Origin of the sequence: Sphingomonas suaedae (assembly GCF_007833215.1) — a bacterium.
GTDB lineage: Bacteria > Pseudomonadota > Alphaproteobacteria > Sphingomonadales > Sphingomonadaceae > Sphingomonas > Sphingomonas suaedae.
The window spans coordinates 3,307,276-3,328,526 of sequence record NZ_CP042239.1; the positions used below are offsets into that span (position 1 = coordinate 3,307,276).

Genomic DNA, 21,251 nt, shown 5'->3' on the forward strand with positions numbered 1-21,251 from the left:
GCCGGGTTCAGCGGTCCGGCCCCAATGCGGGGTCGAGGTCGCGGGGCCGTACGAACCGGACCAATGTGGCGTCACCCGCGCGAACCATGTCCCAGTCGTCGGTATCGAAGCGCATCTCGACCAGCGCGGCGGTGGGAAATTTCTCCTCCACCGAGTCGCGCAGGGCATCGCCCGAACGATCGGGGACCAGCGTCAGGGTAAGATCTTCCAGCCCCGGATTATGCCCGATCAGCAACGCACTGCCCGCGCCCGCCGGAAGTTCGTGAATGACGTCGAGCAGGCTCGATGCCGAGGCGAGGTAGATGCGCCGGTCCCATGCCGGGGCCAGTTCGCTGCCATAGCCGGTTTCCAGATGCTGGATCGTCTCGACGACGCGCACCGCGGGCGAGGCGAGGACATGGTCGAACTGCAGCCCTTCGCCGCGCATATGCCGCCCCACGGTCGCGGCAGCCCGCTGGCCGCGCGCGTTGAGCGGTCGGTCGAAATCGCGTGCGACGGGATCGTCCCAGCTCGATTTGGCGTGGCGCAGCAACGTCAGCGTCTTCATCGGCCCTCCGGATCGACATGTTCGGGCGCCTTCTGCCCCAGCGATGCGACGGAGGAAAGACGTCGCACGCGTTCTACCGCCTCATCGAGCGGGAGCCGGGCAACCGGCGTGTCGGGCGGGAAAGCGGAGAGCAGCCGCGAGGGCATGGCGGAGGACAGGAGGACAAACGCGCCGCTGTCGTCCGCGCGGCGGATCAGCCGCCCGAACGCCTGGGCCAAGCGCGCGCGGACGATCCGGTCGTCATAGGCGCTGCCCCCGTTTGCGAGCCTTCGCGCCGCGTGCAGCACGCTGGGCTTGGGCCAGGGCACCCCCTCCATCACCACCAGCCGCAGCGAATGGCCGGGTACGTCGACCCCGTCCCGCAGCGCATCGGTCCCGATCAGCGAGGCGCGCGGATCGTCGCGAAAGATATCGACCAGCGTCCCGGTATCGATCGGATCGACATGCTGGGCATAGAGCGGCAGCCCTTCACGCGCGAGCCGATCGGCGATCCGGGCATGGACCGCGCGGAGCCGCCGGATCGCGGTGAACAGGCCGAGCGTGCCGCCCTGGGCGGCGACGATCAGCCGCGCATAGGCGGCAGCCAGCGCACCCATGTCGCCGCGCTTGATATCGGTGACGATCAGCACTTCCGACCGGCCCGCATAGTCGAAGGGCGATGGCGCCTCGAACCGCATCGGCGGGTGGAGCAGATGCTGGGCACCGCTGCGGCTCTCCGCCACCTCCCAGTCGCCCCCCGCGCGCAGCGTTGCCGAGGTAACGAGCGCGCCATGGGCGGGCTTGAGCACCGTTTCGGCAAAGGGCTTGGTCGGGTCGAGCCAGCGGCGATGCACGCCGATATCGATCTCGCGCCCCTCGATCCGCTCGACGGCGAGCCAGTCGACGAACTCCGCGCTTGCCGGGCCGCCGATCCGCGCGACCAGCGCCAGCCATGCGGCGACCGTTTCGGCGCGCCAGCCCAGCGAGGCGATGGCACCCTCGATCCGCGCGCGCGCCGCGCTGTCCATCCAGTCGGGCGCCTCGTCGAGCACGGCCTCCAGCCTGCGACCCAGCGCCATCAATGGGCGCAGCAGCTGTTCGAGCGCGGCCGCGGCACCGGCTATGGCGTCGATCAACGCCGCATCGGGCTCGACCAGTTCGGTTTCGATCCCGTAGCCGGCCTCGCCCGATCCGTCGGCGTCGCGCGCATAGACGAGGCCACGCACCGCGGCGAGCAGATGCTCGATCGGGCCGAACGGCTGCCCTTCGGCGACGCGCTGCAACCAGCCGTCGGATGGCAGCGCACGCGCCGCATCGACTGCCTCGGCGATCGCCTGCGCGCCCGCGTCGTCATAGCTCGCAACGTCGGACAGGCGCGCGGCGAGGCCGCGGCGGCGGCCGCGCGATCCGCTTTCCGGCCCGGTGACCCAGCGGCGGAGCTCAATCGTCTCCTGCCCCGACAGCGCCACGCCGAACATCGCGTCGGCGGCGTCGAACAGATGATGGCCCTCGTCGAAGACGTAGCGGGTGGGGCGGGTGCCGGTTTCGCGTCCGCGTGCGGCATTGACCATCACCAGCGCATGGTTGGCGATCACGATGTCGGCCTCCGCGCTGGCCCGCGCGGCGCGCTCGATGAAGCATTTGCGGTAGTGTGGGCACCCGGCATAGACGCACTCGCCGCGCCGGTCGGTCAGCGCGGTCGATCCGTTGCGGCGGAACAGGGCGGGCAGCCAGCCGGGCAGGTCGCCGCCGATCATGTCGCCATCGGCGCTATAGGCGGCCCAGCGCGCCACCAGCTGCGCCAGCACCGCGGCGCGCCCGGCAAAGCCGCCCTGCAGCGCATCCTCCAGGTTGAGCAGGCAGAGGTAATTCTCCCGCCCCTTGCGCGTGACGATCCGCTTGCGGCGCTGCTCCGGGTCGGCGAACAGCCGCTCGCTTTCATGCCCCAGCTGGCGTTGCAGCGCCTTGGTGAAGGTCGAGATCCAGACCGCACCATCCGCCTGGCTCGCCCACAGCGATGCGGGGGTGAGATAGCCCAGCGTCTTGCCGATCCCCGTCCCCGCTTCGGCGAGGACGAGATTGGGTGAATCGCGCAGCGCGCGCGGTGCAAAGGCGCTCGCCGCGGCCTCGGCATAGCGGCGCTGCCCCTCGCGCTCCTCGGCCCCGGCTCCGGTCAGCGACGCGAGCTGCGCACGGACGTCCTCGGGATCGAGCGACACCGTGCGCGGCGCGGTGCGCGGCGCGGATTCGCTCCATTCGGGCAGGCGCGAAAACAGCCAGCGCTCGGCCTTTTCGGGGCGATTGAGCCGGTGCGAAAGCATCGGCGCCCAGCTCCAGCGCAGCCGCGCGAGCGACTGGGCGGCGTGCCAGGCGCCCTCGCGCTCGGGCCACTCCCCATCGGCGATGGCGAGCATGGCTTGCGCGGCGCTGCGCAGGAACGGGGCCACCTCGGCGTCGCTGGCGGGCTCGTCGATGCCGAGCGTCCGGGCAAGGCCGCGGGGGGTGGGCACCATGAAGCGCGCCGGGCGCAGGAAGGCGAAGAGTTCGAGCAGGTCGAGGCCCGACAGATCGGGATAGCCCAGCCGCTGCGCGGCGAGCGGGGCGTTGAGCAGGATGACCGGCGTGTCCGCCGCGATCCGCACCGCCTCGCCGCGCCCGATGCTGCGCGTACCGTCTTCGGTCGCGATCCAGATGCCGCCGTGACTGGCGTAGAGGGCCGGATAGGGGAGCGCGATCACCGCGCGTTGTAGCGCAGTCGGCCGATGAAGCGCGACATGCTGAAGCGATGATCGGATCGTGCCGCCAGCTTCGCCTTGGCCTTTTCAAACGCCATGATGTTCTCGATCCGGCGCGCGAGGAAGGCGCGGCTGTCGGCCTGTCCCTCACTCTCGTCGTTCAGGAACGCCGCGATCGTGGCGGCATAGATGCCCGCGAGCATCGCGCGCTTGGTGTAATGATTGTAGTCGGTCGCGGTGTCGCCGGCCAGGCGCCACATCACGTCCGCCGAGCGCCAGCCGAGCCGGGTGGCGCGCGCGGCATTCTGCGGCATGGCCAGGATCGCGACCGCGCGGCGCAGCGCCTCGCGATCGGGGGCGAGGATGTCGAGGCGGGTTTCGACCAGCGCGGTGATCTTCTCGCGGATCTTCATCGTCGCCAGCCGTTCGGGCGGCAGGCGGCGGGCCATTTCGCGGTCGATATGCGCGAACCACAGGTCGATCATCTCGATCGGCTTTGCCGGGATCGCCAGCCGGGCAATGTCGGGATCGGCGCCAATCGCGCGCGCTGCTGCTGCGACGGCGGCTGCGCTCCAGCCATCGAATGCGGCGTTGGGGGCGAGATGCGGGGCGAGTGCCTCGCGCAGTTCGTCAAGCGTCATGTCGGCAACATCGGTCATGATACCGATTTAGCCTCTGCCTCGCTCGACGCAACCTGCCCGGGGGGCGATCTTCCGCGGCGGACGAGTACCAGCGCGATGGCGACCAGCGCGGCGCCGATCAGATCGGGGGCGCCGAGCCGTTCGCCATAGACGATCCAGCCGACGGTGCCGGCGACCACCGGCTGGGTGAGCAACGCGATCCCGACGACGAGCGGGGAGAGGTGGCCGAGCGCATAGATCATCAGCCCCTGCCCGACGACCTGACTGGCCAGCGCCAGGCCGACCAGCACGCCCCAGTTCTGCGGCCAGATTTGCTCGCCGAGCGCAACGGCGAAGAGCAGCATCGGGACGGTCCCGGCAAGGCTCGACCAGGCAAGCGCGGGCAGCGGCGCCATCGCCGCGCGGGCGCGGGCCATCATGATGAAATAGACGGTGTAGAGCGCGCCCGCGAGCAGGCAGAGCAGGTCGCCGACCAGATTTTGCGGCGAGAGCTCGTAGGAGCGGCCGAGCAGCAGTCCTGCGCCGATCGCGGCGAGGGCGAGCGCGATCCCTTGCTGCCGGGTCGGCCAGGCGCGGGCGATCAGAAATCCCCAGATCGGGTACATCAACGTCGCCGAATTGCCGAACAAGGCTGCGTTGGCGAGATTGGTCTGGAGGATGCCGATATGCCAGGCGGCAAGGTCGCCGGCGAACACGACGCCCGCGATCACCAGCACGCCCCACAGGCCGCGCGTGCCCTCCAGCGGCTTGCCCCGCCCGATCAGCAGGATGGCGAACAGGATCGGCACGCCCAGCGTCAGGCGCCAGAAGCCTGCCGCCACCGGTCCCACATCGGCGAGGCGCACGAACCACGGCCCGAAGGCGAGCGCGAGGTTGCCGAGCAGGAGGGCGGCGAAGGGCAATGCAGCCCCGCTTGGCTGGGGTTCAGCTTTTGTTGTCGCGGCGGAGTCGTGCATCTGGCCCTTAGCGCCCTAACTCTTGTGCAACGCAACCAATTTGAAGGGGAAGTCCATGCCCGACCTGTTCGATCCGATCCGCCTGGGCGCGATTGCGGCGCCCAACCGCATCCTGATGGCGCCGCTGACTCGCGGCCGCGCGACGCGTGACGCGGTGCCGACGCCGATCATGGCGGACTATTACGCGCAGCGTGCTTCTGCCGGTCTCATCATCTCGGAAGCGACCGGGATCAGCCGCCAGGGGCTTGGCTGGCCCTATGCGCCCGGCCTGTGGAACGACGCGCAGGTCGCGGGATGGAAGCCGGTGACCGCGGCGGTGCACGCCGCTGGTGGCCGTATCGTCGCGCAGCTGTGGCATATGGGGCGACAGGTCCACAGCTCGGTGATCGGCGCGCAGCCGGTGTCCGCGTCGGCGACGCGGACCGACGGACATGTCCACACCTATGAAGGTCGCCAGCCCTATGAACAGGCGCGCGCGCTCGACATCGACGAGCTTCCCGGCATCTTGGACGACTATGCCCGCGCCACCGAAAACGCGCTCAAGGCCGGGTTCGATGGCGTCCAGATCCACGCCGCGAACGGCTATCTGATCGACCAGTTCCTGCGCGACGGCGCCAACCTGCGGACCGACGCCTATGGTGGCAGCGTAGAGAATCGCATCCGTCTGTTGAGCGAGGTCACCGAACGCGTCGCCGGCGTCGCCGGGGCGGACCGCACCGGCGTGCGCCTGTCGCCCAACGGCGCGACCCAGGGCGTCGACGACAGTGATCCGCACGCTGTGTTCCTGCCCGCCGCGACGCGCCTGTCCGAGCTCGGCATCGCCTTTCTGGAGCTGCGCGAACCGGGACCCGACGGCACCTTCGGCCGCACCGACGTGCCGCGGCTGAGCCCCGCGATCCGCACGGTCTTCGACGGCCCGCTCGTCGTCAATTCCGACTATACGACGCGCGACGCGGCGCAGGCCGTGATTGACGCCGACACCGCCGATGCGGTGAGCTTCGGCCGGACCTTCCTCGCCAATCCCGACCTGCCCGAACGGCTGCGCACCGGCGCGCCGCTCAATGAGTCGAACATGGCGACCTGGTACAGCCAGGGGCCGGAAGGCTATGTGGATTATCCGGCGCTTGCCGATCAGGAGGCAGCCTGAACCTCGTCGAGCCGCGCGGTGATCCATTGCCGGATCGCCGCGCGGACCTTGGGCTGGAAGGCGAGGATGAAGGGCAGGACGATCAGCCAGGGGAAAAACAAAAAGGCGATCGAGATGGCGAAGAACAGGCCGATCAACCACCCGCCGATCGCCTTGCCGATCCTGTCGTTGAACCGGTCGTCCATCACGATCTGGCGCGGTGCCTTGAGGTCGTAGAAGGGCGAGGTGGTGAGGATCGCAGCGCCGCTGCGATCATCGACCCGGCGGGGTGCGGCGTCCGCCACAGGGCGCTCTGTCGTCCGCCGCGGCGCGTTCGGCGTGTGCGGCAGCGTCGATCCGACCTGGCCATGTTCCGGACTGGCGGGTTTCCCCGTCAGCGTGTCGATTACCACCAGTCGCCGTCCGCGCTCGACCACCTTGTAGCGGCTGGGCGGGATCGCGGTCATCGGGAGGGCCGCCCCGCGCGCCACTGGTCCGCACTCTGGCCCCACGCATCGACGGTGACGTCGGCATGGGGTGAGGGCAGGCGGACTGGCCCGCCATTGGTGGATCCCAGCCGCTGGGCGAGCCGGATCGAGCGCGTATTTTCGGGCGCGATCGTATGGATGATGCGGGCCCAGCCGAGGACGTCGACCGCATAATCCATCGCCGCGACCGCGCCTTCATAGGCATAGCCCCGGCCCGCGAACTCCGCCGCGACGCCCCAGCCGACCTCGGTCCCCGGCCAGCCCTCAGGCTGCCATGGCCCCAGCCGCCCGACCCATTTGCCAGTCGCGCGCTCGATCACGCTGAACATCGCGAAACCGTTGATCTCCCACGCGCCCGCCATGGTGCACAGCTGGCGCCACGCCGTCGCGCGATCGACGGGACCGCCGAGATGCTCGGTCGCCACGGGATCGGCGGCGAACCCGGCCCAGCCGTCGAGATCCTCCGCCGCCGGACGGCGCAGGATCAGCCGCTCGGTGAAAAGGATCGGATGGGTCATAGTCTTTGCTTGAGCGCCAGCATCGCGATGGCCGCTTCCGCCGCACCGCCACCCTTGTCGAACTGCGCGGGATCGGCGCGGCGGACCGCCTGCGCCTCGTCCTCGGTGGTGAGGACGCCGTTGCCGATCGGAATGCCGTCCATCGTCAGCGCCATGATGCCCCGCGCGCTCTCGTTCGAGACGATCTCGAAATGGTAGGTCTCGCCGCGGATCACCACGCCCAGCGCGACATAGGCGTCGAAGCGCTGCGTATCTTCGGCCAGCACGATCGCCCCGGGCAATTCGAGCGCGCCCGGAACGGTAATCGTCTCGTGCGAATGCCCCGCCGCCTCGATCGCGGCGCGCGCACCGGCGAGGAGCATGTCGTTCAGATGGTCATAGAACCGCGCTTCGACGATCAGGATATGCGCCATCATTCGCCTCCCAGATCGATCGCGCGCTCGCCCACGATGCGCAAGCCATAGCCGTCGAGACCGACCAGCGTGTGGTGGGTGTTGGTAAGCAGCACCATTTCCTCGACCCCCAATTCGGTCAGGATCATCGCGCCGACGCCATAGTCGCGCAACTCCTCCATATCCGCCTCGGTCCGCTTGCCGGCCCGGCGCTCGACCGCCATGGTGAAGGCGTCCGCGCGCGGCTTGTTGATCACGACGACCACGCCGGCGCCTTCCTCGCCGATGATCTCCATCGACCGCTGGAGCAGCTGTCCGCGCGCACCCGCCTCCCCGAACAGGTCGCCAAAGGGCGAGAGCGCGTGCATGCGCACCAGTGTCGGCCGGGCGGGGTCGATCCGCCCCTTGAGCAGGGCGATCTGCTCGGTCCCGGTCGCCTTGTTCCAGAAGGTGATCGCGCGCCAGTCGCCACCCCAGCGGCTGGGGAACACCGTTTCCGCCCGCCGCTCGACCAGATGGTCGTAGCGGCGGCGATAGGCGATCAGGTCGCGGATCGTGCCGATCTTCAGGTTATGGAACTGCGCGAAGGAAACGAGGTCGTCGAGCCGCGCCATCGTCCCGTCGTCCTTCATGATCTCGCAGATCACGCCCGACGGGTTGAGCCCGGCCAGCCGCGCGACATCCACTGCCGCTTCGGTATGACCGGCACGGACGAGGACGCCGCCCTCCCGCGCGACAAGCGGGAAGACATGTCCGGGGGAGACGATATCCGCGGCGCTCTTGGTCGCGTCGGTGGCGACGGCGATGGTCCGCGCGCGATCGGCGGCGGAGATGCCGGTGGTGACACCTTCCTTCGCCTCGATCGAGACGGTGAAGGCGGTGCCCATGCTCGTCCCGTTGCGCCGCGACATCGGCTCCAGCCCCAGCTGGTCGGCGCGCGACTGCGTGATGGCGAGGCAGATCAGCCCCCGGCCGTGGCGCGCCATGAAATTGACCGCGTCGGGGGTCGCCATCTGGCCCGGGATGATCAGATCGCCCTCATTCTCGCGATCCTCGTCATCGACCAGGATGAACATGCGGCCGTTGCGTGCCTCGTCGATGATCTCCTCGGGTGAGGAGAGGAAGGCGTGGGGAAGGCGGGAGAGTTCAGCTTTGGCCACGGACGGCCTCCATGCGTTGGAGATAGCGGGCGAGCACGTCGATCTCGAGATTGACGGCCTGGCCCTGGGTCAGGGCACCCAGGGTGGTAACGGCCTGGGTATGCGGGATGAGGTTGATCGCGAAATGCGCGCTGCCGTCGGACTGGTCCGAAACCTCGTTCACGGTCAGCGAGACGCCGTCGAGAGTGATCGACCCCTTGGCGGCGATGAACGGGGCGAGCGCGGCGGGAACGGCGATGCCGATCCGCTTCGAGTCGCCGTCCGGGCAAATGCCGAGCACGGTGCCGACACCGTCAACATGACCGGTGACGATATGGCCGCCCAGTTCGTCGCCGACCTTGAGCGCGCGCTCGAGATTGAGCTGGCGCCCGGCGACCCATTGGTCGGCGGTGCGCGACACGGTTTCGTGGCTGACATCGACCGCGAACCAGCCTGTCCCCTTGTCGACCACGGTCAGGCACACGCCCGAACAGGCGATCGACGCGCCCAGATCGACGGTTGCGGTGTCATAGGCGGTGGCGATGCGGATACGCAGGTCGCCGCGGTCCTCGACCGTTTCGATCGCGCCGACATCGGTGATGATTCCGGTGAACATGTCTTATCCTTTGACGCGCTCGTAAACCTCGATCTGGTCGCTGCCAAGCATCCGCGCGTCGATCAGGCCCCAGCGGCCATGGGCCGAATCGAGGTCGGCAAGGCCGAGATCGGCGAGACCCCGCTTGCCGCCGAGCAGGATGGGCGCGCGGTAGAGCAGCAGCCGGTCGACAAAGTCGGCGCGCAGGAAGGATGCGGCGGCCTGCGCGCCGCCTTCGACCAGCAGGTGGTCGACGCCCGTCAGCGACGCGATTGCTTCCGGCGCGCCGATCTGCTCCCAACCAGGCTCGGGCCGGGTGGACAGCAGGATGCGGCGTGGCGCCCGATCCTCAAGCCCCGGCACGCGGACATCGAGTTTCGGGTCGTCGGCAGCGAGCGTGCCGCGACCGACCAGGATCGCCTCATGCCGCGACCGCTCGACATGCGCATGGGTCCGTGCGCGGGGGCCGGTGATCCAGCGGCTTGTCCCATTGGCCAGCGCGATACAGCCGTCGAGCGAGGTGGCGAGCTTGAGCGTGACATGCGGGCGCTCCTGTTCACGTCGCGTGAGGAAGCCCGCCATGCTGCGCCGTGCTGCATCGGCGCGGATGTCCGTGATGACGTCGATTCCCGCTGCACGCAGCCGACCGATGCCCTGCCCGTCGGTGCGGGGATCGGGATCGCCCAGCGCGATAACGACGCGCGCGACCCCGGCAGCGATCAGCGAGTCGGTACAGGCCGGGCCGCGCGGCGACTCATGCGCACAGGGTTCCAGTGTCGTGTAGGCGGTCGCGCCGCGCGCGGCCTCCCCTGCCTGCGCCAGCGCCATCGCTTCGGCATGGGGGCGGCCGCCTGGCTGGGTCCAGCCGCGCCCGACGACGCGACCCCCCGCCTTGGCGGGGGCAGGCTGCACGATGACGCAGCCGACATTGGGGTTGGGCGCGGTTCGACCACGCGCGCGTTCGGCAAGCGCGAGCGCCGCGCCCATCCACGCGCCGTCATTCAAATGCCCAGTTCTTTCAGCTTGTCGTCGATCTTCTTATATTCCTGACGCCGCTTTTCCGCCCTGGCCTTTTCTTCGGCCAGCCGCTTCTGGCGGATCGGTTCGTCGATCTTCTGCTGCGCAATGATCTCGTCCAGCGTCCGGTCGGCGCGCCAGTTCTCGAAATAGATGATCTCGCGCTTGTACGGCGCCTTGAACGCCGAATCCTGGTAGAATCCGAACAGGATCAGCCCGGTGACGATCGCAGCGGCGAGCAGGAACCACCATTGATAGGCATGGCGGATGCGCAGCGCGTTGCGCAAATCCGCCAAAGCGCCGACCGGCGATATCGGACGATCGGGTTTGAAGAACCTCATGCGCGGCAAGATAGGGATTATGCCGCCCATGGGCCAGCCCCGGCTTTGCGTCGGCGGACGGCACCGGCCCGCTCCCCATCCGGCCACCAAGAGAATGCTGTCGCCGGGGGGGCGGGCGGGGGAGCGGGTCGGCGCCGACAGACCCTAATCCACCAGGCGGAAATTGAGCGTCATCGTCATCCAGCTTTCATAGGGGACGCCGTCGCGCGTCGCGGGTTTGAACCGCCATTTGGCGAGCGCGTGGCGGCGGGTTGCCTCGGTCAGGCCCTTGCTGGGCGACCGGGTGACTTCGATTGCCTTCACCCGTCCGTCGACGCCGACCAGCACCCGGGCGGTCAGCTTTCCTTCGGTCTGGGCGCGGATTTCGGAGCCTGGATAGGGCGGCTGGAGCGAATCGGCGTAGCGCGGATCGACGCTGGCGCCGACCATCACCGGGGCGCGGGGCGGGTCGATCGTGACTCCGGTGCTGGGCGGGCCGGGGTCGGCGGGCGCGTCGAGGGTGATGGGACTGAAGTCGGTCGTCGAGGCGATGGTTCCGGCGTCGCTCGGCGTCTTGACCAGCTGCTCGGGCTGGTGGGGCTTGGGACTCGTGCGCACGGTTACCGGCCTTTGATCCCGAACAGGCTCGACCGGCTCGGGGGGCGGCTTTGGCACCGGGTAGTTTGTGATAATCAGTGGCTCGGGCTTGAAGATATCGGGAACGATCTTCGGACCGACCAGCGTGGCGCCGAAGGCGAGGGTGGCAAGGACGAGCAGCGAGGCACCGGCGCTGGCCGGGCGGTGGGCGGATGGCTGATAGCGATTGGTGTGCATGACAGGCTCTCCATCCTTCCCGGTCTCTGCCGGTTTGAAGAATGATATACCATCACGCAATCCGTGCAAAATCGTTTCGTTCAAGGACTTATCTCTGACCGGAATGGGTCAGTCAGCCGCGCAGGCGCGCAATCGCCCGCTCGCGACCGATCAGCGGAAGCAGTGTGGCCATGTCGGGACCCGAATCGCGACCGGTAAGCGCGCGGCGCAGCGGCAGGAACAGGGCGCGGCCCTTGCGTCCCGTCGCATCCTTGAGCGCGCCGGTCAGCGCGCGCCAGGGATCGGCCGACCAGTCGATCGTCTCGGCGAGCGTGGCAGCAGCGATCAGGAAATCGCCGTCTTCCGGTTCGGGGTTGTGCGCCACCGGCCCTTCGATCACCTGCCACCACAAGGATGCACCGGCGACCGTCTCGAGATTGGGGCGGATCGCCTCCCAGGCGGCGGCGTCCAGCCCGGAGGGCAGACGGTCGGCGACCGCGTCGAAGGGCAGTTGGTGGACGATGCGGGCGTTGATCTGGGCGAGCTCGCCCTCATCGAATCGGGCGGGCGCACGGCCGAACCGGGCAAAGTCGAAGCTTTCGATCAGCGGCGCGACGTCGGCGACCGGTTCGACCGGGTCGCTGGTGCCCAGCCGCGCGAGCAGGGCGACGATCGCCTGCGGCTCGATCCCCGCATCGCGGAAATGATCCGCGCCGAGCGAGCCCATGCGTTTGGACAGCTTGCCCTCGCTCCCGGTCAGCAGCGCCTCATGTGCGAACGCTGGCGGCGCGGCGCCGAGCGCATCGAACATCTGGAGCTGGGCCGCGGTGTTCGACACATGGTCCTCGCCGCGCACCACATGGGTGATGTTCAGGTCGATATCGTCGATCACCGAAGGGAGCAGATAGAGCCACGACCCGTCGGCGCGACGCACCACCGGATCGCTCATCGTCGCCGGATCGAAGCGCTGGGGCCCGCGGATCAGGTCGTTCCATTCGATCGGTGCGCCATGGTCGAGCTTGAACCGCCAGTGCGGCTTGATCCCGTCCGCCTCCAGCCGGGCGTGGTCGGCATCGGTCAGCGCGAGTGCGGCGCGATCGTAGATCGGCGGCAGCCCGCGACCGAGCTGTACCTTGCGCCTGAGTTCAAGTTCCTGCTGGCTTTCATACGCGCGATAGACCCGGCCCGAAGCGATGAGTTCGGCGAACCGGCGCTCATACAGATCGAATCGCTGCGACTGCCGCGCTTCGCCGTCGAATGTCAGGCTCAGCCAGGCAAGATCGGCGCGGATCGCCGCGACATGTTCCTCTTTCGACCGCTCCGCATCGGTATCGTCGATCCGCAACAAAAACCGCCCCCCCGCCTTACGCGCCCACATCCAGTTGTGAAGCGCGGTGCGGATATTGCCGATATGCAGCCGCCCGGTGGGGCTGGGCGCGAAGCGGGTGATGACGGACGGCAGGCTGCTCATCCCCGCGCGCTAGCCGATTTGCAGCCGCGATGGAAAGTGCGGCTGCGATACAGCCTGTTTACGCGGGCCGCGCTTGGCACTATCGGGGCGCCTGCGGGCGCTTAGCTCAGTTGGTAGAGCATCTCGTTTACACCGAGAGGGTCGGCGGTTCGAGCCCGTCAGCGCCCACCATTTCCCCGCCGGTCAATTGGCGGAGAGTGTCGGCTTCCCGCCCGTCAGCTTGATCGTGACATAGCTGTTGTCGCAGATGTTCGCGCTCGAAAATGTCTCGGTTCCCCCGTCTTCGAAGGTCGCACGGACATCGTAGCGGCACTGGCTGGATGGACGATCGAGCCGCACGGTGGTCCGCGCCTTGGGTTTCAGCACGGGTTCGCGCCGTCCCTCTTCCTCCAGCCCGGCCTTCCAGTCGGTCGAGCCGGTCGGCGCCACCTCGATCAGTTTGATCGGTTTGCCGGTTTCGTTGATGAGCACGAAATCCCAGGGCTCCGCCAGCGCGGGCGCGGCAACGAGCATCGCGGCCACAAGGCCGATCGCAATTCGCATGGCATCCCTCCCCTAAAAAGGACGTGCCGGGAACATGCGCCTGTGCCGCCGCCGGCGCAAGACGGGGAAATAGCCTATTGCATCCTATAGCTGCCGGATAAGGCGCGTCGCGCAAGCGATCCAGGGCGGGTCGGCGATCACCTGTTGCCGCGCGCCGGGACCGAGCGGGAGGATGTTGAGCCGCCCGCCTTCGCCTTCATAGGCAATCAGGCGACCGAACAGAAATCGGCCCGCCGGGCGGGGAATGAGCACGTCGCGATTGAGCGCGTGCGCAAAGGCGTCGGGGCCGAGGCGTCGGCACCAGATCTGATCGCCCGCACGATAATCGCCGATACTGCCAGCGACCGTGACTGCGACCAGATCGGCTTCGGCAACGGGCGGCACTATGGTGGCGGGGCGGCGGAGCGGATGCGCCCCGGCGGCGTCGAGCGACGCGGCCACCGCGATGTCCGGGCGGTCGGGCAAGCGGACGAGATCGGCGGCATCGACCCCCAGCGCGGCGGCGATACGGTTGAGCCAGGCGACCGATACGGTGCGTGTTCCCGTCTCCAGCCGCCCGATCGTTTGCGCGGTGGTTGGCGGCGAACACCGCTCCGCCACCTCTTCCAGCGTCAATCCCTTGGCGCGGCGGACTTCGCGAATCGCGGAAATCATGCGTGCTCCTGATAACCGATACGGTTAAATCATTTTCCTACAAGCGTGACGTTGTGGCAAGCCCGATTCGGTAGGCAGGAGAATAAGCGGATGCGGGAACTGGTCGAGCGGACGATCGAGAACGGTCATGTGGTGCGGCACGCGCCCGCACGGCGCGGGGGGCGGCGGGTGAGCGTCAACGACGCCGAATCTCCCTTGGGCTGGCTACGCTCCCGGGGCCTGATCGATGCACGCGAGTTCGAGGCGGGGGAACGGCTGCGCGCCGACTACGAAGTGGCGGCGCTGGGACCGCGCGTCACGATGCGGTGGGATGTCGCACCCGCGGCGCGACGCAGTGGTGCGCCCCCGGTGGGACTCGATCCGACGCTGGCGCAGATTTCCGCCAAGCGTCGGTTCGACGCGGCGGTGGCTGCGTTGGGGCCGGGGCTGTCCGATATCGCCTGGCGGGTGATCTGCGCGGGGGAGAGCATGGCAGTGGCCGAAAAGGGCCTGGCCTGGCCTGCACGCGCCGGGCGCGTGGTGCTGACGCTGGCGCTGGACCGGCTGGCGGATCACTACCGCCTGCCCTGACCGCTCAGTTCATCAGCAGCAATATGTCGGCGGCGGCCGCGCCCGTGTTCGCCACCCGGGCGATGAGCGGGCCGTCGCCCGGCGCGATGCGGCAGGTCAGCAACGTGCTCCCGCTGGAATCGGCACAAAGCTGGCGGCCTGCCGCGTCCATGATGGTAAGCGCGACGGGTGCTGTGCCGATGCGACGCACGGCGATGGTCGCCGCGGCATCGGCGCTGCGCGTCAGCGGCAGCGACCAGGTGCCGCCCGCCGGAACGCTCTGGCGGATCGAGGTGGGGCCGTTGCCGAGAATGCCGCGTGTCGCTTCGGCTTGCGCGGCTTCGACCTCGGCCAGAAGCTTCGGATCTCCCGCGGCGATGGCGCGTGCCTCCGCCCGCATTTCGGCGCCGGTCACCGGCCGCGGGGCGTGCTGAGCAGCGAGGGGCGCAGCAACGACGACGAGACCGGCGGCGAGGATATGGGACACGGCGCGCATGGTTCAGGCGACCTTGGCGGCGACCGGGCCGGTCCAGACCGGTGCGCCGACGCGGAAGCGCATCTGCGGACGCGGCGTAGCGGTGAGGCCGATGCCGTTGCCGCGATAGGCGACGACCCAGCTTTCGGCGGCATAGCTGCCGGTCGACGGGCGGGAGAAGCCATATTGGACGGCGTTGATCTCGCCCAGCATCGCCCGGTCGCCGCGCGCGAGGAGCCGGGCTTCGGCGTAAAGGGCGGCGGGGGTCGTGGCGCCGGGGGTAAAGGTTTCGCGCGGAAGTGCGGCGAGCAGCTTGGCAGCCTCGATCATCGCGAGCGGATCGGCGGCGGCGCGGGCATAGCTGGCGAGTTCACCCGACAGCGCGATGTTGCGGGCGGCGTCGATGTCGATCTGGGCGGGGTCGGCGATATGGACGGTGCGGGTCATTGGCTCACTCCCTATTCGGTGTGTCCCGTTGGTGCCCGCCGGCTCAGTCGCCCGCCACTGACGCTTTCGGTCGCGCGGCGAGGAAACGGGTATAGACCCACCCGATCCCGATCAGCGCGATGCCAAGGCCGAGGAAGGAGAGGATGCGCAGCAGCCCGTCGAGCGCGGCGGCATCGATCAGGAAGACCTTGAGCGTCACGCCCGTCAACAGGGCGAGCCCGGCGAGGCGCAGGTCACGGCCGCCGCGCCGGATGCCGAGGGCGAGCCAGACAAGCGCGAGAATGAGGAGGGCCGCGGAATAGCCATAGGTTTCGCCGGTGCCGATGGGGCCGGTGAGGAGGGAGCCGTGGGCGGCCTGGCGGACCAGGGCGAGTACCGCGAGGAAGGTGAGCACCATCGCCGCGCGCGGGCCGGTTGGCCGGGGGAGGAGGGCGTGGGCCCAGAAGGCGGCAAGCGCGACGTGGAACACTGCGGCGTTGAGCAGGGGGATGCTGCCGACGTGCTGCTCGACCAAGACCGGGTTGAAGATCACCAGGTCGAACCAGAGGAACCGCGCAGCCGCAAGCGCGAACAGGGCGGTCGCGAGCGTGACAAGATCGGTGCGGCGGCGCAGGAGCCACGCAGCGGCGAACAGCGCCTGGGTGACGAGCATCCGCTCAACGAACCCCCAGGTGAGGAACCGCGCCTCGGTGAGGACGGCAAGCGGGAGCTTGGCGAAATGATAGACCAGCATCAGCATGATCGCGATGGCGAGCCCGAGTGTCGCGGCGCGCATCGGGGCGAACTGGCGCCTGTCGGGCGCGAGAAGTGCGACGGCGATAACCGGAGGCAACAGGGTACGCAGCGCATCGGCGAGCGCCGGGAGGGCGCGGGCGGGCAGCGTTTCCCCTATGATGGACTCGGCGATGAGCAGGACGTAGCCGCCGAGCGGCACCACAGCGGCGGCAACCATCGCGGCGACGCCGATCACGGGGAGGGCGAACAGGGTTCGATCGCCGGTGCGACGCGCCCACAGGCCGAGCGCGAGCGTCGCCAGCGCCAGCGGGACCGCGATCCAGTCGAACGGAAGCAGCTGTCCGATCCCCGTTGCTGCGAGAATGGCGGCGGCGAGCGCTCCGCCGATGAGGCCGGGATCGCGCTGGTCGATCGCGGCGCGGCGGCGCCAGCTGGTCCAGGCGGCGAGCGCCGCAGCGGCGAGTTCGAGCACAGCCCATTGCCAGGAAGCGAGCTGGCCCGGCGCGAACAGATTGGCGAGCAGGACCGGCCCGGCGAGCCCGCCGATCGCGAGGATGGCCCAGCTGCGCCCGCGATCGAGCAGGAGCAGTCCGGGAACGGCGAACAGGGCGGCGAGCAGCGGGGCTGCGGCCAGCGTTGCGCCGCGCTCCGGCGCGATCAGACTGGTGCCGAGCAGGACGAGCGCGAGGCCGAGTGCCGCGAGCGATCCCGAAAGATAGCGCGCGTCGCGCCAGGCGAGGAGCAGCGTCGCCGCGGCCAGGACGAGATAGAAGCCCCAGAGGAGCGCGTCGAACGCCAGCGCGGGGGCGAAGGCGAAGAGCTGGATCAGCCCGGCGAACAGCGGCCCGATATGTAGCCAGCGCGCGGTGGCTCCGGCCCGCGGAAGCGCGATGGTGGCGGCGATGGCGAGGAGCACGACGAATGCCGCCGGGGCGGCGAGGCTGCTGCTGCCCAATGCGAACAGCAGGAAATTGACCCAGGCGAACGCCGCGACCGTTGCGGCGATGGCCAGCCAGGCCCAGCGGCGGTGGATTGCGAGCAGGAACAGCGCGGCCGTGAACAAGGCGAGATAGGTGAGCAGCGGGCCGATTCCGGCGGCGTCATAGCCCGCGACGAGCGGGGCAACAAAGCCCCCGGCCAGCGCGAGTATGGCGGTGGGCGGGCCATGGCGGAGCGCAAGGGCAAGGCCGAGCGCGGTGACCGCGAGCATCAGACCGAACGCAGGCAGCGGCCCGATGAACCGGTAGATCGCCGCCGCGATGTATAGCGTCGCATAGCTGCTTGCGATGCCTGCGCCCGCAAGCGCCTGGCCGATACGCGAGTCATCGCGCAGTGCAGGGAGGCGGCGCGCCGCCTCGCTTGCCGCGACGAGCGCAGCGGCGAACAGCGCGGCGAGGAGCGTGCGGACGCCAGGGCCAAGCAGGCCGATCTCGATCGAATGGCGCACGAGGAAGAAGCCCGCGACCACCAGCGCGACCGCGCCGATCCAGACCGGCAGCCGCGCGCCGATCAGCGATTCGAGGCTGGGGCGGTCGGGTTTCGGGGCGGATGCAGGCGAGACCGGGGGCGGAGCATCGGCGCGCCGGGCCGCGGGGGTGCCGAGCGCAGGCGCGGCGCGGGCGGCTGCGAGTGCGGGGTCGGTCGCCAGCCCGGGATCGACAGTGGTGGCCGGAGTCGGCGCCGGATCGGCCGCGCGAACCGGCGGCACCTGCGCGCGCGGGCTGTGCTCGAGCCATTCGATTCGCCGCGTCAGCGCACGCACCCGCTGGCCCTGCGCAATCGCGACAATGCCGAGCGCCACTACGGCGAGGAACAGAATGCCGTCCATCGCGCGTCTTGTGGCAGGTTGACCGTCGCGGTGCCAGCGCGGGTTTGCGCGCGCCAAGCCGAACTGCGGTTGCGCCGGGGTGGCGGTGGCGTAGAGGTGGCGACATGGAACTGCACTTCACCAAATGCCACGGGTCGGGAAACGACTTCTGCCTGATCGATGCCGGCGACCTGCATCTCGACGATGCCAGCTGGGGGCGGATCGCGCAGATATTGAGCGATCGGGCCGGGCCGGTGGGAGCGGATGGCATCTTGTTGCTGACGCGCGGTGATGAGTTGTCTGCGTTTGGATTCCGGGTGTTCAACAGCGACGGGTCCGAGCCGGAGACCTGTCTGAACGGACTGCGTTGCGTGGCGCGCGCCGGCTTTGAGGCTTTGGGCGTGGATGCGGCGCGGGTGCGGTTGAAGACCAGCGACGCGCAGGTGGCGCGCGAAGCCGATCTGGCGAAGGGCGTTTATACCGTGCGGGAGACGGTGGGGCCGGTGGCGATCGACCCCGCGGCGGTGGGGGTGCGCGTCGCGGGGCCGGTGGTGGACGCGGCGATCGCGGGCGTGCCGAGCGACCGCGCCTTTACCGCGCTGGCGATGCCCAACCCGCATCTGATCGCGTTCGTCGACCGGGTCGATGTCGATGAACTGGTCGCGCTGGGCCAGTGGTGCGAGGCGGGACCGGAACTGCTGGTCGATCGCGCCAATGTGAGCTTTGTCGAGGTGCGGGGCAGCGACCTGTTCGTACAGACATTCGAGCGCGGGGTGGGGCTGACCGATGCGTGCGGCAGCGCGATGGCGGCGTCGGCCCATGCGGCGGGGCTGACCGGGCGGTTGCCGTTCGGGCAATGGCTGACGGTATTCAACCCCGGCGGTCGGGTGCGCGCGCGCGCCGAAGGACCGGTGGGCGGCGACGCGGTGACGATCGCGGGCAATGCAACGTTCGAGTGGGACGGGGTGGTCGAGCTGGACCCGGCGACCGGCGCCGCCGGGGAGTTGAGGATCGTGCGGCGGCGCGACGATGAAGTCGCCGCGTGGGAAGCTGCCCGCGCCTAGAGCGCCCTGTCTCCAGAGCGCTCTGTCTCGCTTTATCTTCAGCTAAGCGCGGGCAGCTTGTCGAGATATTTGTCCAGCGTCAGTGGATAGTCGCGCACGCGGACACCGGTCGCATTGTACACGGCGTTGGCAACCGCCGCGCCCGGCCCGCAGATGCCGAGTTCGCCGACGCCCTTTGCCTTGAGCGGCGAGATCACCGGATCGAGCGTATCGAGAAACACGCAATCCTGATGCGGAATATCGGCATGGACCGGCACTTCATAGCCGGCGAGGTCGTGGTTGACGAACAGGCCGAACCGCTTGTCCACCGCCAGCTCCTCCATCAGCGCGGCGCCCGCAGACATCACCATCGCGCCGATCACCTGACTGCGCGCCGAGAGCGGGTTGAGGATGCGGCCCGCATCGCACACCGCCAGCATCCGGCGAATGCGCGTCTCGCCGGTATAGGCGTCGACCGCAACCTCAGCGAAATGGGCGGCATAGGTACCCACGTCATAGTCGCGCTTGAACGCGCCGAAGCTCATGTCTCCTTCGGCCGACATTGCCCCCGCATCGGTCAGCGCGAGCGTGCGGTTGCCGAGCCTGATCTTGCCGTCCTGGAACTGCGCGGCGTCGCCGTCGAAGCCGAGCTTTTCGCCGATCGCCCGGCGCAGCGCGAGGCAGGCAGCATAGACGCCGGCCGTCGAACTTGCCGCACCCCATTGACCGCCAGAACCGGCCGCGACCGGAAAGTCGGAATCACCGAGTTCCACCGAAACATGATCGAGCGGTACGCCCATCGTCTCGGCGGCGGTCTGCGCGATGATCGTGTAGCTGCCGGTACCGATATCGGTCATATCGGTCTGGACGGTGAGGCGCCCGTCGGCTCCCAGCTTGATCCGCGCGGCGGACTTCATCGTCGGCGCGCCGCGATAGCCCGCCGCAACGCCCATGCCGACCAGCCAGCGCCCGTCGCGGGTCGCCCCCGCTTTCGGGTTGCGCTTGCTCCAGCCGAACCGGTCGGCCCCTTCGCGCAGGCAGCGGGTCAGGTGGCGGTCGGAAAAACGCTTCTTCGGATCGCCCGGGACCATGTCCGGCTCGTTGCGGATTCGCAGTTCGATCGGATCGATGCCGAGCTGTTCGGCCAGTTCGTCCATCGCGACTTCGAGCGCGAGATGCCCCGGTGCCTCGCCCGGCGCGCGCATCGCATTGCCCTCGGGCAGGTCGAGCGTCGCGATATAGTTGGCGGTGAGCCGGTTGGCTCCGGCATAGAGTTTGGGCGTCTGCAGCGTCCCATTCTCGCCATCCTCGCCATTGAGATTGCCCGACCAGTTTTCGTGCGCGATCGCGGTGATGCGACCATCCTGTCCGGCGCCGATCCGCAGCCGCTGGATCGTCGCATGGCGATGGGTGGCATTGTTCGCCATCAGCGGGCGCTGCATCGCGATCTTGACCGGCCGCCCGGCCGCCTTCGCGCCCAGCGCCGCGAGCACGGCGTCGGCGCGGACGAACAGTTTTCCGCCGAACCCTCCGCCGATATAGGGGGAATCGACGCGGATATTCTCGGCCGGGATGCCCAGGATCTGGCTCATCGACCGCTTGGCCCAGTTGATCATCTGGTTCGAGGTCCAGATCGTCAGCCGCTCGCCCTCCCACGCGGCGATGGTCGCGAACGGCTCCATCATCGCATGGCTTTCGTCCGCAGTGTGATAGCGTGTGTCGATCTTGACCGGCGCGGCCGCGAAGGCGGCGTCGAAATCGCCCAGCGTCTTGCGATCCGGCTTGTCCCCGCTGCCCTTGGCGAGCGGCGCGTCCGGCGCGGCCTTGGCGAGATCGAACGCGCCGTCGGTGCGCTCATAGCGGGTCTGGATCAGCGCTGCGGCGGCGCGCGCCTGTTCGAAGGTTTCGGCCACGACACAGGCGATCGCCTGGTGATAGTGCGAAATCTCGCTGCCGCCGAACAGCGGCGCATTGTTGAATTGCGGTTTGCCGACGGGCTTTGTTTCCGGCGCAGCAACGACCGCGAGGACGCCGGGCGCTGCCCTGGCAGCGGCGGTATCCATCGAAACGATCCGCCCCTTGGCGATCGCCGATCCGACGATGAAGCCATAGGCCTGGTTGGCGGCGACATCGTGGCGTTCGGCGGCATAGGGCGCGGTGCCGGTGGTCTTGAGCGGGCCATCGATGCGCGGCGTGGACTTGCCGACGATCCTGGCGGAGTCGAACACATTGGTCCCGGCGGGGGCGTCGAATTCCATCGG

22 protein-coding genes and 1 tRNA gene are annotated in these 21,251 nt (G+C 69.0%); 4 read left to right on the forward strand and 19 right to left on the reverse strand.

What is annotated here, in order from left to right:
• Nucleotides 1-7 precede the first annotated feature (7 nt).
• The 4 genes from FPZ54_RS15725 to FPZ54_RS15740 are packed head-to-tail and all read right to left on the reverse strand — an operon-like array spanning nt 8 to nt 4,858.
• Nucleotides 8-547, reverse strand: coding sequence for a SixA phosphatase family protein (locus FPZ54_RS15725; RefSeq protein WP_145848734.1), 540 nt, complete (start codon nt 545-547; stop codon nt 8-10).
• The gene (locus FPZ54_RS15730) at nt 544-3,264 is read right to left on the reverse strand and encodes an ATP-dependent DNA helicase (RefSeq protein ID WP_145848735.1); all 2,721 of its coding nucleotides are present in this window, start codon (nt 3,262-3,264) and stop codon (nt 544-546) included. The genes FPZ54_RS15725 and FPZ54_RS15730 overlap by 4 nt, the downstream gene beginning before the upstream one ends.
• On the reverse strand, nt 3,261-3,920 hold the full coding sequence (locus tag FPZ54_RS15735) for a COQ9 family protein (protein WP_145848736.1): 660 nt from the start codon (nt 3,918-3,920) through the stop codon (nt 3,261-3,263). The genes FPZ54_RS15730 and FPZ54_RS15735 overlap by 4 nt, the downstream gene beginning before the upstream one ends.
• Nucleotides 3,917-4,858: a DMT family transporter gene (locus FPZ54_RS15740; protein WP_145848737.1), complete on the reverse strand. Its 942-nt coding sequence runs from the start codon at nt 4,856-4,858 to the stop codon at nt 3,917-3,919. Before FPZ54_RS15740 ends, FPZ54_RS15735 begins: the two co-directional genes overlap by 4 nt.
• Before the next feature lie 55 nt (nt 4,859-4,913).
• Between FPZ54_RS15740 and FPZ54_RS15745 the strand changes: the two genes are divergently transcribed.
• The gene (locus tag FPZ54_RS15745; RefSeq protein ID WP_145848739.1) at nt 4,914-6,005 is read left to right on the forward strand and encodes an alkene reductase; all 1,092 of its coding nucleotides are present in this window, start codon (nt 4,914-4,916) and stop codon (nt 6,003-6,005) included.
• On the opposite strand, the gene FPZ54_RS15750 is transcribed toward FPZ54_RS15745, so the two are convergent.
• The 9 genes from FPZ54_RS15750 to gltX form a co-directional block, all read right to left on the reverse strand.
• Entirely contained in the window at nt 5,990-6,451 is a 462-nt protein-coding gene (locus FPZ54_RS15750) for a hypothetical protein (protein WP_145848740.1), read from the reverse strand. The two genes, FPZ54_RS15745 and FPZ54_RS15750, sit on opposite strands and share 16 nt — an antisense overlap.
• Entirely contained in the window at nt 6,448-6,990 is a 543-nt protein-coding gene (locus FPZ54_RS15755) for a GNAT family N-acetyltransferase (RefSeq protein WP_145848741.1), read from the reverse strand. Before FPZ54_RS15755 ends, FPZ54_RS15750 begins: the two co-directional genes overlap by 4 nt.
• Nucleotides 6,987-7,403 carry a 6,7-dimethyl-8-ribityllumazine synthase gene (gene ribH / locus FPZ54_RS15760; protein ID WP_145849936.1) on the reverse strand — a complete coding sequence of 139 codons (417 nt, stop codon included), beginning with the start codon at nt 7,401-7,403 and terminating at the stop codon, nt 6,987-6,989. Before ribH ends, FPZ54_RS15755 begins: the two co-directional genes overlap by 4 nt.
• Nucleotides 7,403-8,542, reverse strand: a complete 1,140-nt coding sequence (gene ribB / locus FPZ54_RS15765; protein WP_145848742.1) for a 3,4-dihydroxy-2-butanone-4-phosphate synthase — start codon at nt 8,540-8,542, stop codon at nt 7,403-7,405. The genes ribH and ribB overlap by 1 nt, the downstream gene beginning before the upstream one ends.
• Nucleotides 8,529-9,137, reverse strand: coding sequence for a riboflavin synthase (locus tag FPZ54_RS15770; protein ID WP_145848744.1), 609 nt, complete (start codon nt 9,135-9,137; stop codon nt 8,529-8,531). The genes ribB and FPZ54_RS15770 overlap by 14 nt, the downstream gene beginning before the upstream one ends.
• A 3-nt stretch (nt 9,138-9,140) precedes the next feature.
• Nucleotides 9,141-10,103, reverse strand: coding sequence for a bifunctional diaminohydroxyphosphoribosylaminopyrimidine deaminase/5-amino-6-(5-phosphoribosylamino)uracil reductase RibD (ribD, locus tag FPZ54_RS15775; RefSeq protein WP_145849938.1), 963 nt, complete (start codon nt 10,101-10,103; stop codon nt 9,141-9,143).
• A gap of 14 nt (nt 10,104-10,117) precedes the next feature.
• Nucleotides 10,118-10,474 (reverse strand): hypothetical protein, encoded by a 357-nt coding sequence (locus tag FPZ54_RS15780; RefSeq protein WP_145848746.1) that lies wholly within the window; start codon nt 10,472-10,474, stop codon nt 10,118-10,120.
• A gap of 144 nt (nt 10,475-10,618) precedes the next feature.
• The gene (locus FPZ54_RS15785; RefSeq protein WP_145848749.1) at nt 10,619-11,287 is read right to left on the reverse strand and encodes an energy transducer TonB; all 669 of its coding nucleotides are present in this window, start codon (nt 11,285-11,287) and stop codon (nt 10,619-10,621) included.
• Nucleotides 11,288-11,399: 112 nt separating this feature from the next.
• Nucleotides 11,400-12,737, reverse strand: coding sequence for a glutamate--tRNA ligase (gene gltX, locus FPZ54_RS15790; RefSeq protein WP_145848751.1), 1,338 nt, complete (start codon nt 12,735-12,737; stop codon nt 11,400-11,402).
• A 95-nt stretch (nt 12,738-12,832) separates the two neighbouring features.
• Between gltX and FPZ54_RS15795 the strand changes: the two genes are divergently transcribed.
• A tRNA-Val gene (locus tag FPZ54_RS15795) sits at nt 12,833-12,908 on the forward strand.
• A 12-nt stretch (nt 12,909-12,920) separates the two neighbouring features.
• Here the strand turns inward: FPZ54_RS15795 and FPZ54_RS15800 are convergent.
• Nucleotides 12,921-13,280: a hypothetical protein gene (locus FPZ54_RS15800; protein WP_145848753.1), complete on the reverse strand. Its 360-nt coding sequence runs from the start codon at nt 13,278-13,280 to the stop codon at nt 12,921-12,923.
• An 84-nt stretch (nt 13,281-13,364) separates the two neighbouring features.
• Nucleotides 13,365-13,934, reverse strand: coding sequence for a helix-turn-helix domain-containing protein (locus tag FPZ54_RS15805; protein WP_145848754.1), 570 nt, complete (start codon nt 13,932-13,934; stop codon nt 13,365-13,367).
• 90 nt (nt 13,935-14,024) lie between these two features.
• Between FPZ54_RS15805 and FPZ54_RS15810 the strand changes: the two genes are divergently transcribed.
• The gene (locus FPZ54_RS15810) at nt 14,025-14,504 is read left to right on the forward strand and encodes a DUF6456 domain-containing protein (RefSeq protein ID WP_145848756.1); all 480 of its coding nucleotides are present in this window, start codon (nt 14,025-14,027) and stop codon (nt 14,502-14,504) included.
• Nucleotides 14,505-14,508: 4 nt separating this feature from the next.
• Here the strand turns inward: FPZ54_RS15810 and FPZ54_RS15815 are convergent, their stop codons facing one another.
• The 3 genes from FPZ54_RS15815 to FPZ54_RS15825 are packed head-to-tail and all read right to left on the reverse strand — an operon-like array spanning nt 14,509 to nt 17,968.
• Nucleotides 14,509-14,979, reverse strand: coding sequence for a hypothetical protein (locus FPZ54_RS15815; RefSeq protein WP_145848758.1), 471 nt, complete (start codon nt 14,977-14,979; stop codon nt 14,509-14,511).
• A 3-nt stretch (nt 14,980-14,982) separates the two neighbouring features.
• The gene (locus FPZ54_RS15820) at nt 14,983-15,405 is read right to left on the reverse strand and encodes a hypothetical protein (RefSeq protein ID WP_145848760.1); all 423 of its coding nucleotides are present in this window, start codon (nt 15,403-15,405) and stop codon (nt 14,983-14,985) included.
• A gap of 43 nt (nt 15,406-15,448) precedes the next feature.
• Entirely contained in the window at nt 15,449-17,968 is a 2,520-nt protein-coding gene (locus FPZ54_RS15825) for a DUF2339 domain-containing protein (protein WP_145848762.1), read from the reverse strand.
• Nucleotides 17,969-18,072: 104 nt separating this feature from the next.
• On the opposite strand from FPZ54_RS15825, the gene dapF reads away from it, so the two are divergent.
• Nucleotides 18,073-19,011, forward strand: a complete 939-nt coding sequence (gene dapF / locus FPZ54_RS15830) for a diaminopimelate epimerase (RefSeq protein WP_145848764.1) — start codon at nt 18,073-18,075, stop codon at nt 19,009-19,011.
• Nucleotides 19,012-19,049: 38 nt separating this feature from the next.
• Here the strand turns inward: dapF and paoC are convergent, their stop codons facing one another.
• Nucleotides 19,050-21,248 (reverse strand): aldehyde oxidoreductase molybdenum-binding subunit PaoC, encoded by a 2,199-nt coding sequence (gene paoC, locus FPZ54_RS15835; RefSeq protein WP_145848766.1) that lies wholly within the window; start codon nt 21,246-21,248, stop codon nt 19,050-19,052.
• Nucleotides 21,249-21,251: the final 3 nt, after the last annotated feature.

Bases quoted from the DNA above. Each gene is read 5' to 3' on its own strand.
- FPZ54_RS15725 (WP_145848734.1), bottom strand. From the start codon at position 547: ATGAAGACGCTGACGTTGCTGCGCCACGCCAAATCGAGCTGGGACGAT.
- FPZ54_RS15735 (WP_145848736.1), bottom strand. From the start codon at position 3,920: ATGACCGATGTTGCCGACATGACGCTTGACGAACTGCGCGAGGCACTC.
- FPZ54_RS15740 (WP_145848737.1), bottom strand. From the start codon at position 4,858: ATGCACGACTCCGCCGCGACAACAAAAGCTGAACCCCAGCCAAGCGGG.
- FPZ54_RS15745 (WP_145848739.1), top strand. From the start codon at position 4,914: ATGCCCGACCTGTTCGATCCGATCCGCCTGGGCGCGATTGCGGCGCCC.
- FPZ54_RS15750 (WP_145848740.1), bottom strand. From the start codon at position 6,451: ATGACCGCGATCCCGCCCAGCCGCTACAAGGTGGTCGAGCGCGGACGG.
- FPZ54_RS15755 (WP_145848741.1), bottom strand. From the start codon at position 6,990: ATGACCCATCCGATCCTTTTCACCGAGCGGCTGATCCTGCGCCGTCCG.
- ribH (WP_145849936.1), bottom strand. From the start codon at position 7,403: ATGGCGCATATCCTGATCGTCGAAGCGCGGTTCTATGACCATCTGAAC.
- FPZ54_RS15770 (WP_145848744.1), bottom strand. From the start codon at position 9,137: ATGTTCACCGGAATCATCACCGATGTCGGCGCGATCGAAACGGTCGAG.
- ribD (WP_145849938.1), bottom strand. From the start codon at position 10,103: ATGGGCGCGGCGCTCGCGCTTGCCGAACGCGCGCGTGGTCGAACCGCG.
- FPZ54_RS15780 (WP_145848746.1), bottom strand. From the start codon at position 10,474: ATGAGGTTCTTCAAACCCGATCGTCCGATATCGCCGGTCGGCGCTTTG.
- FPZ54_RS15785 (WP_145848749.1), bottom strand. From the start codon at position 11,287: ATGCACACCAATCGCTATCAGCCATCCGCCCACCGCCCGGCCAGCGCC.
- gltX (WP_145848751.1), bottom strand. From the start codon at position 12,737: ATGAGCAGCCTGCCGTCCGTCATCACCCGCTTCGCGCCCAGCCCCACC.
- FPZ54_RS15800 (WP_145848753.1), bottom strand. From the start codon at position 13,280: ATGCGAATTGCGATCGGCCTTGTGGCCGCGATGCTCGTTGCCGCGCCC.
- FPZ54_RS15805 (WP_145848754.1), bottom strand. From the start codon at position 13,934: ATGATTTCCGCGATTCGCGAAGTCCGCCGCGCCAAGGGATTGACGCTG.
- FPZ54_RS15810 (WP_145848756.1), top strand. From the start codon at position 14,025: ATGCGGGAACTGGTCGAGCGGACGATCGAGAACGGTCATGTGGTGCGG.
- FPZ54_RS15815 (WP_145848758.1), bottom strand. From the start codon at position 14,979: ATGCGCGCCGTGTCCCATATCCTCGCCGCCGGTCTCGTCGTCGTTGCT.
- FPZ54_RS15820 (WP_145848760.1), bottom strand. From the start codon at position 15,405: ATGACCCGCACCGTCCATATCGCCGACCCCGCCCAGATCGACATCGAC.
- FPZ54_RS15825 (WP_145848762.1), bottom strand. From the start codon at position 17,968: ATGGACGGCATTCTGTTCCTCGCCGTAGTGGCGCTCGGCATTGTCGCG.
- dapF (WP_145848764.1), top strand. From the start codon at position 18,073: ATGGAACTGCACTTCACCAAATGCCACGGGTCGGGAAACGACTTCTGC.
- paoC (WP_145848766.1), bottom strand. From the start codon at position 21,248: ATGGAATTCGACGCCCCCGCCGGGACCAATGTGTTCGACTCCGCCAGG.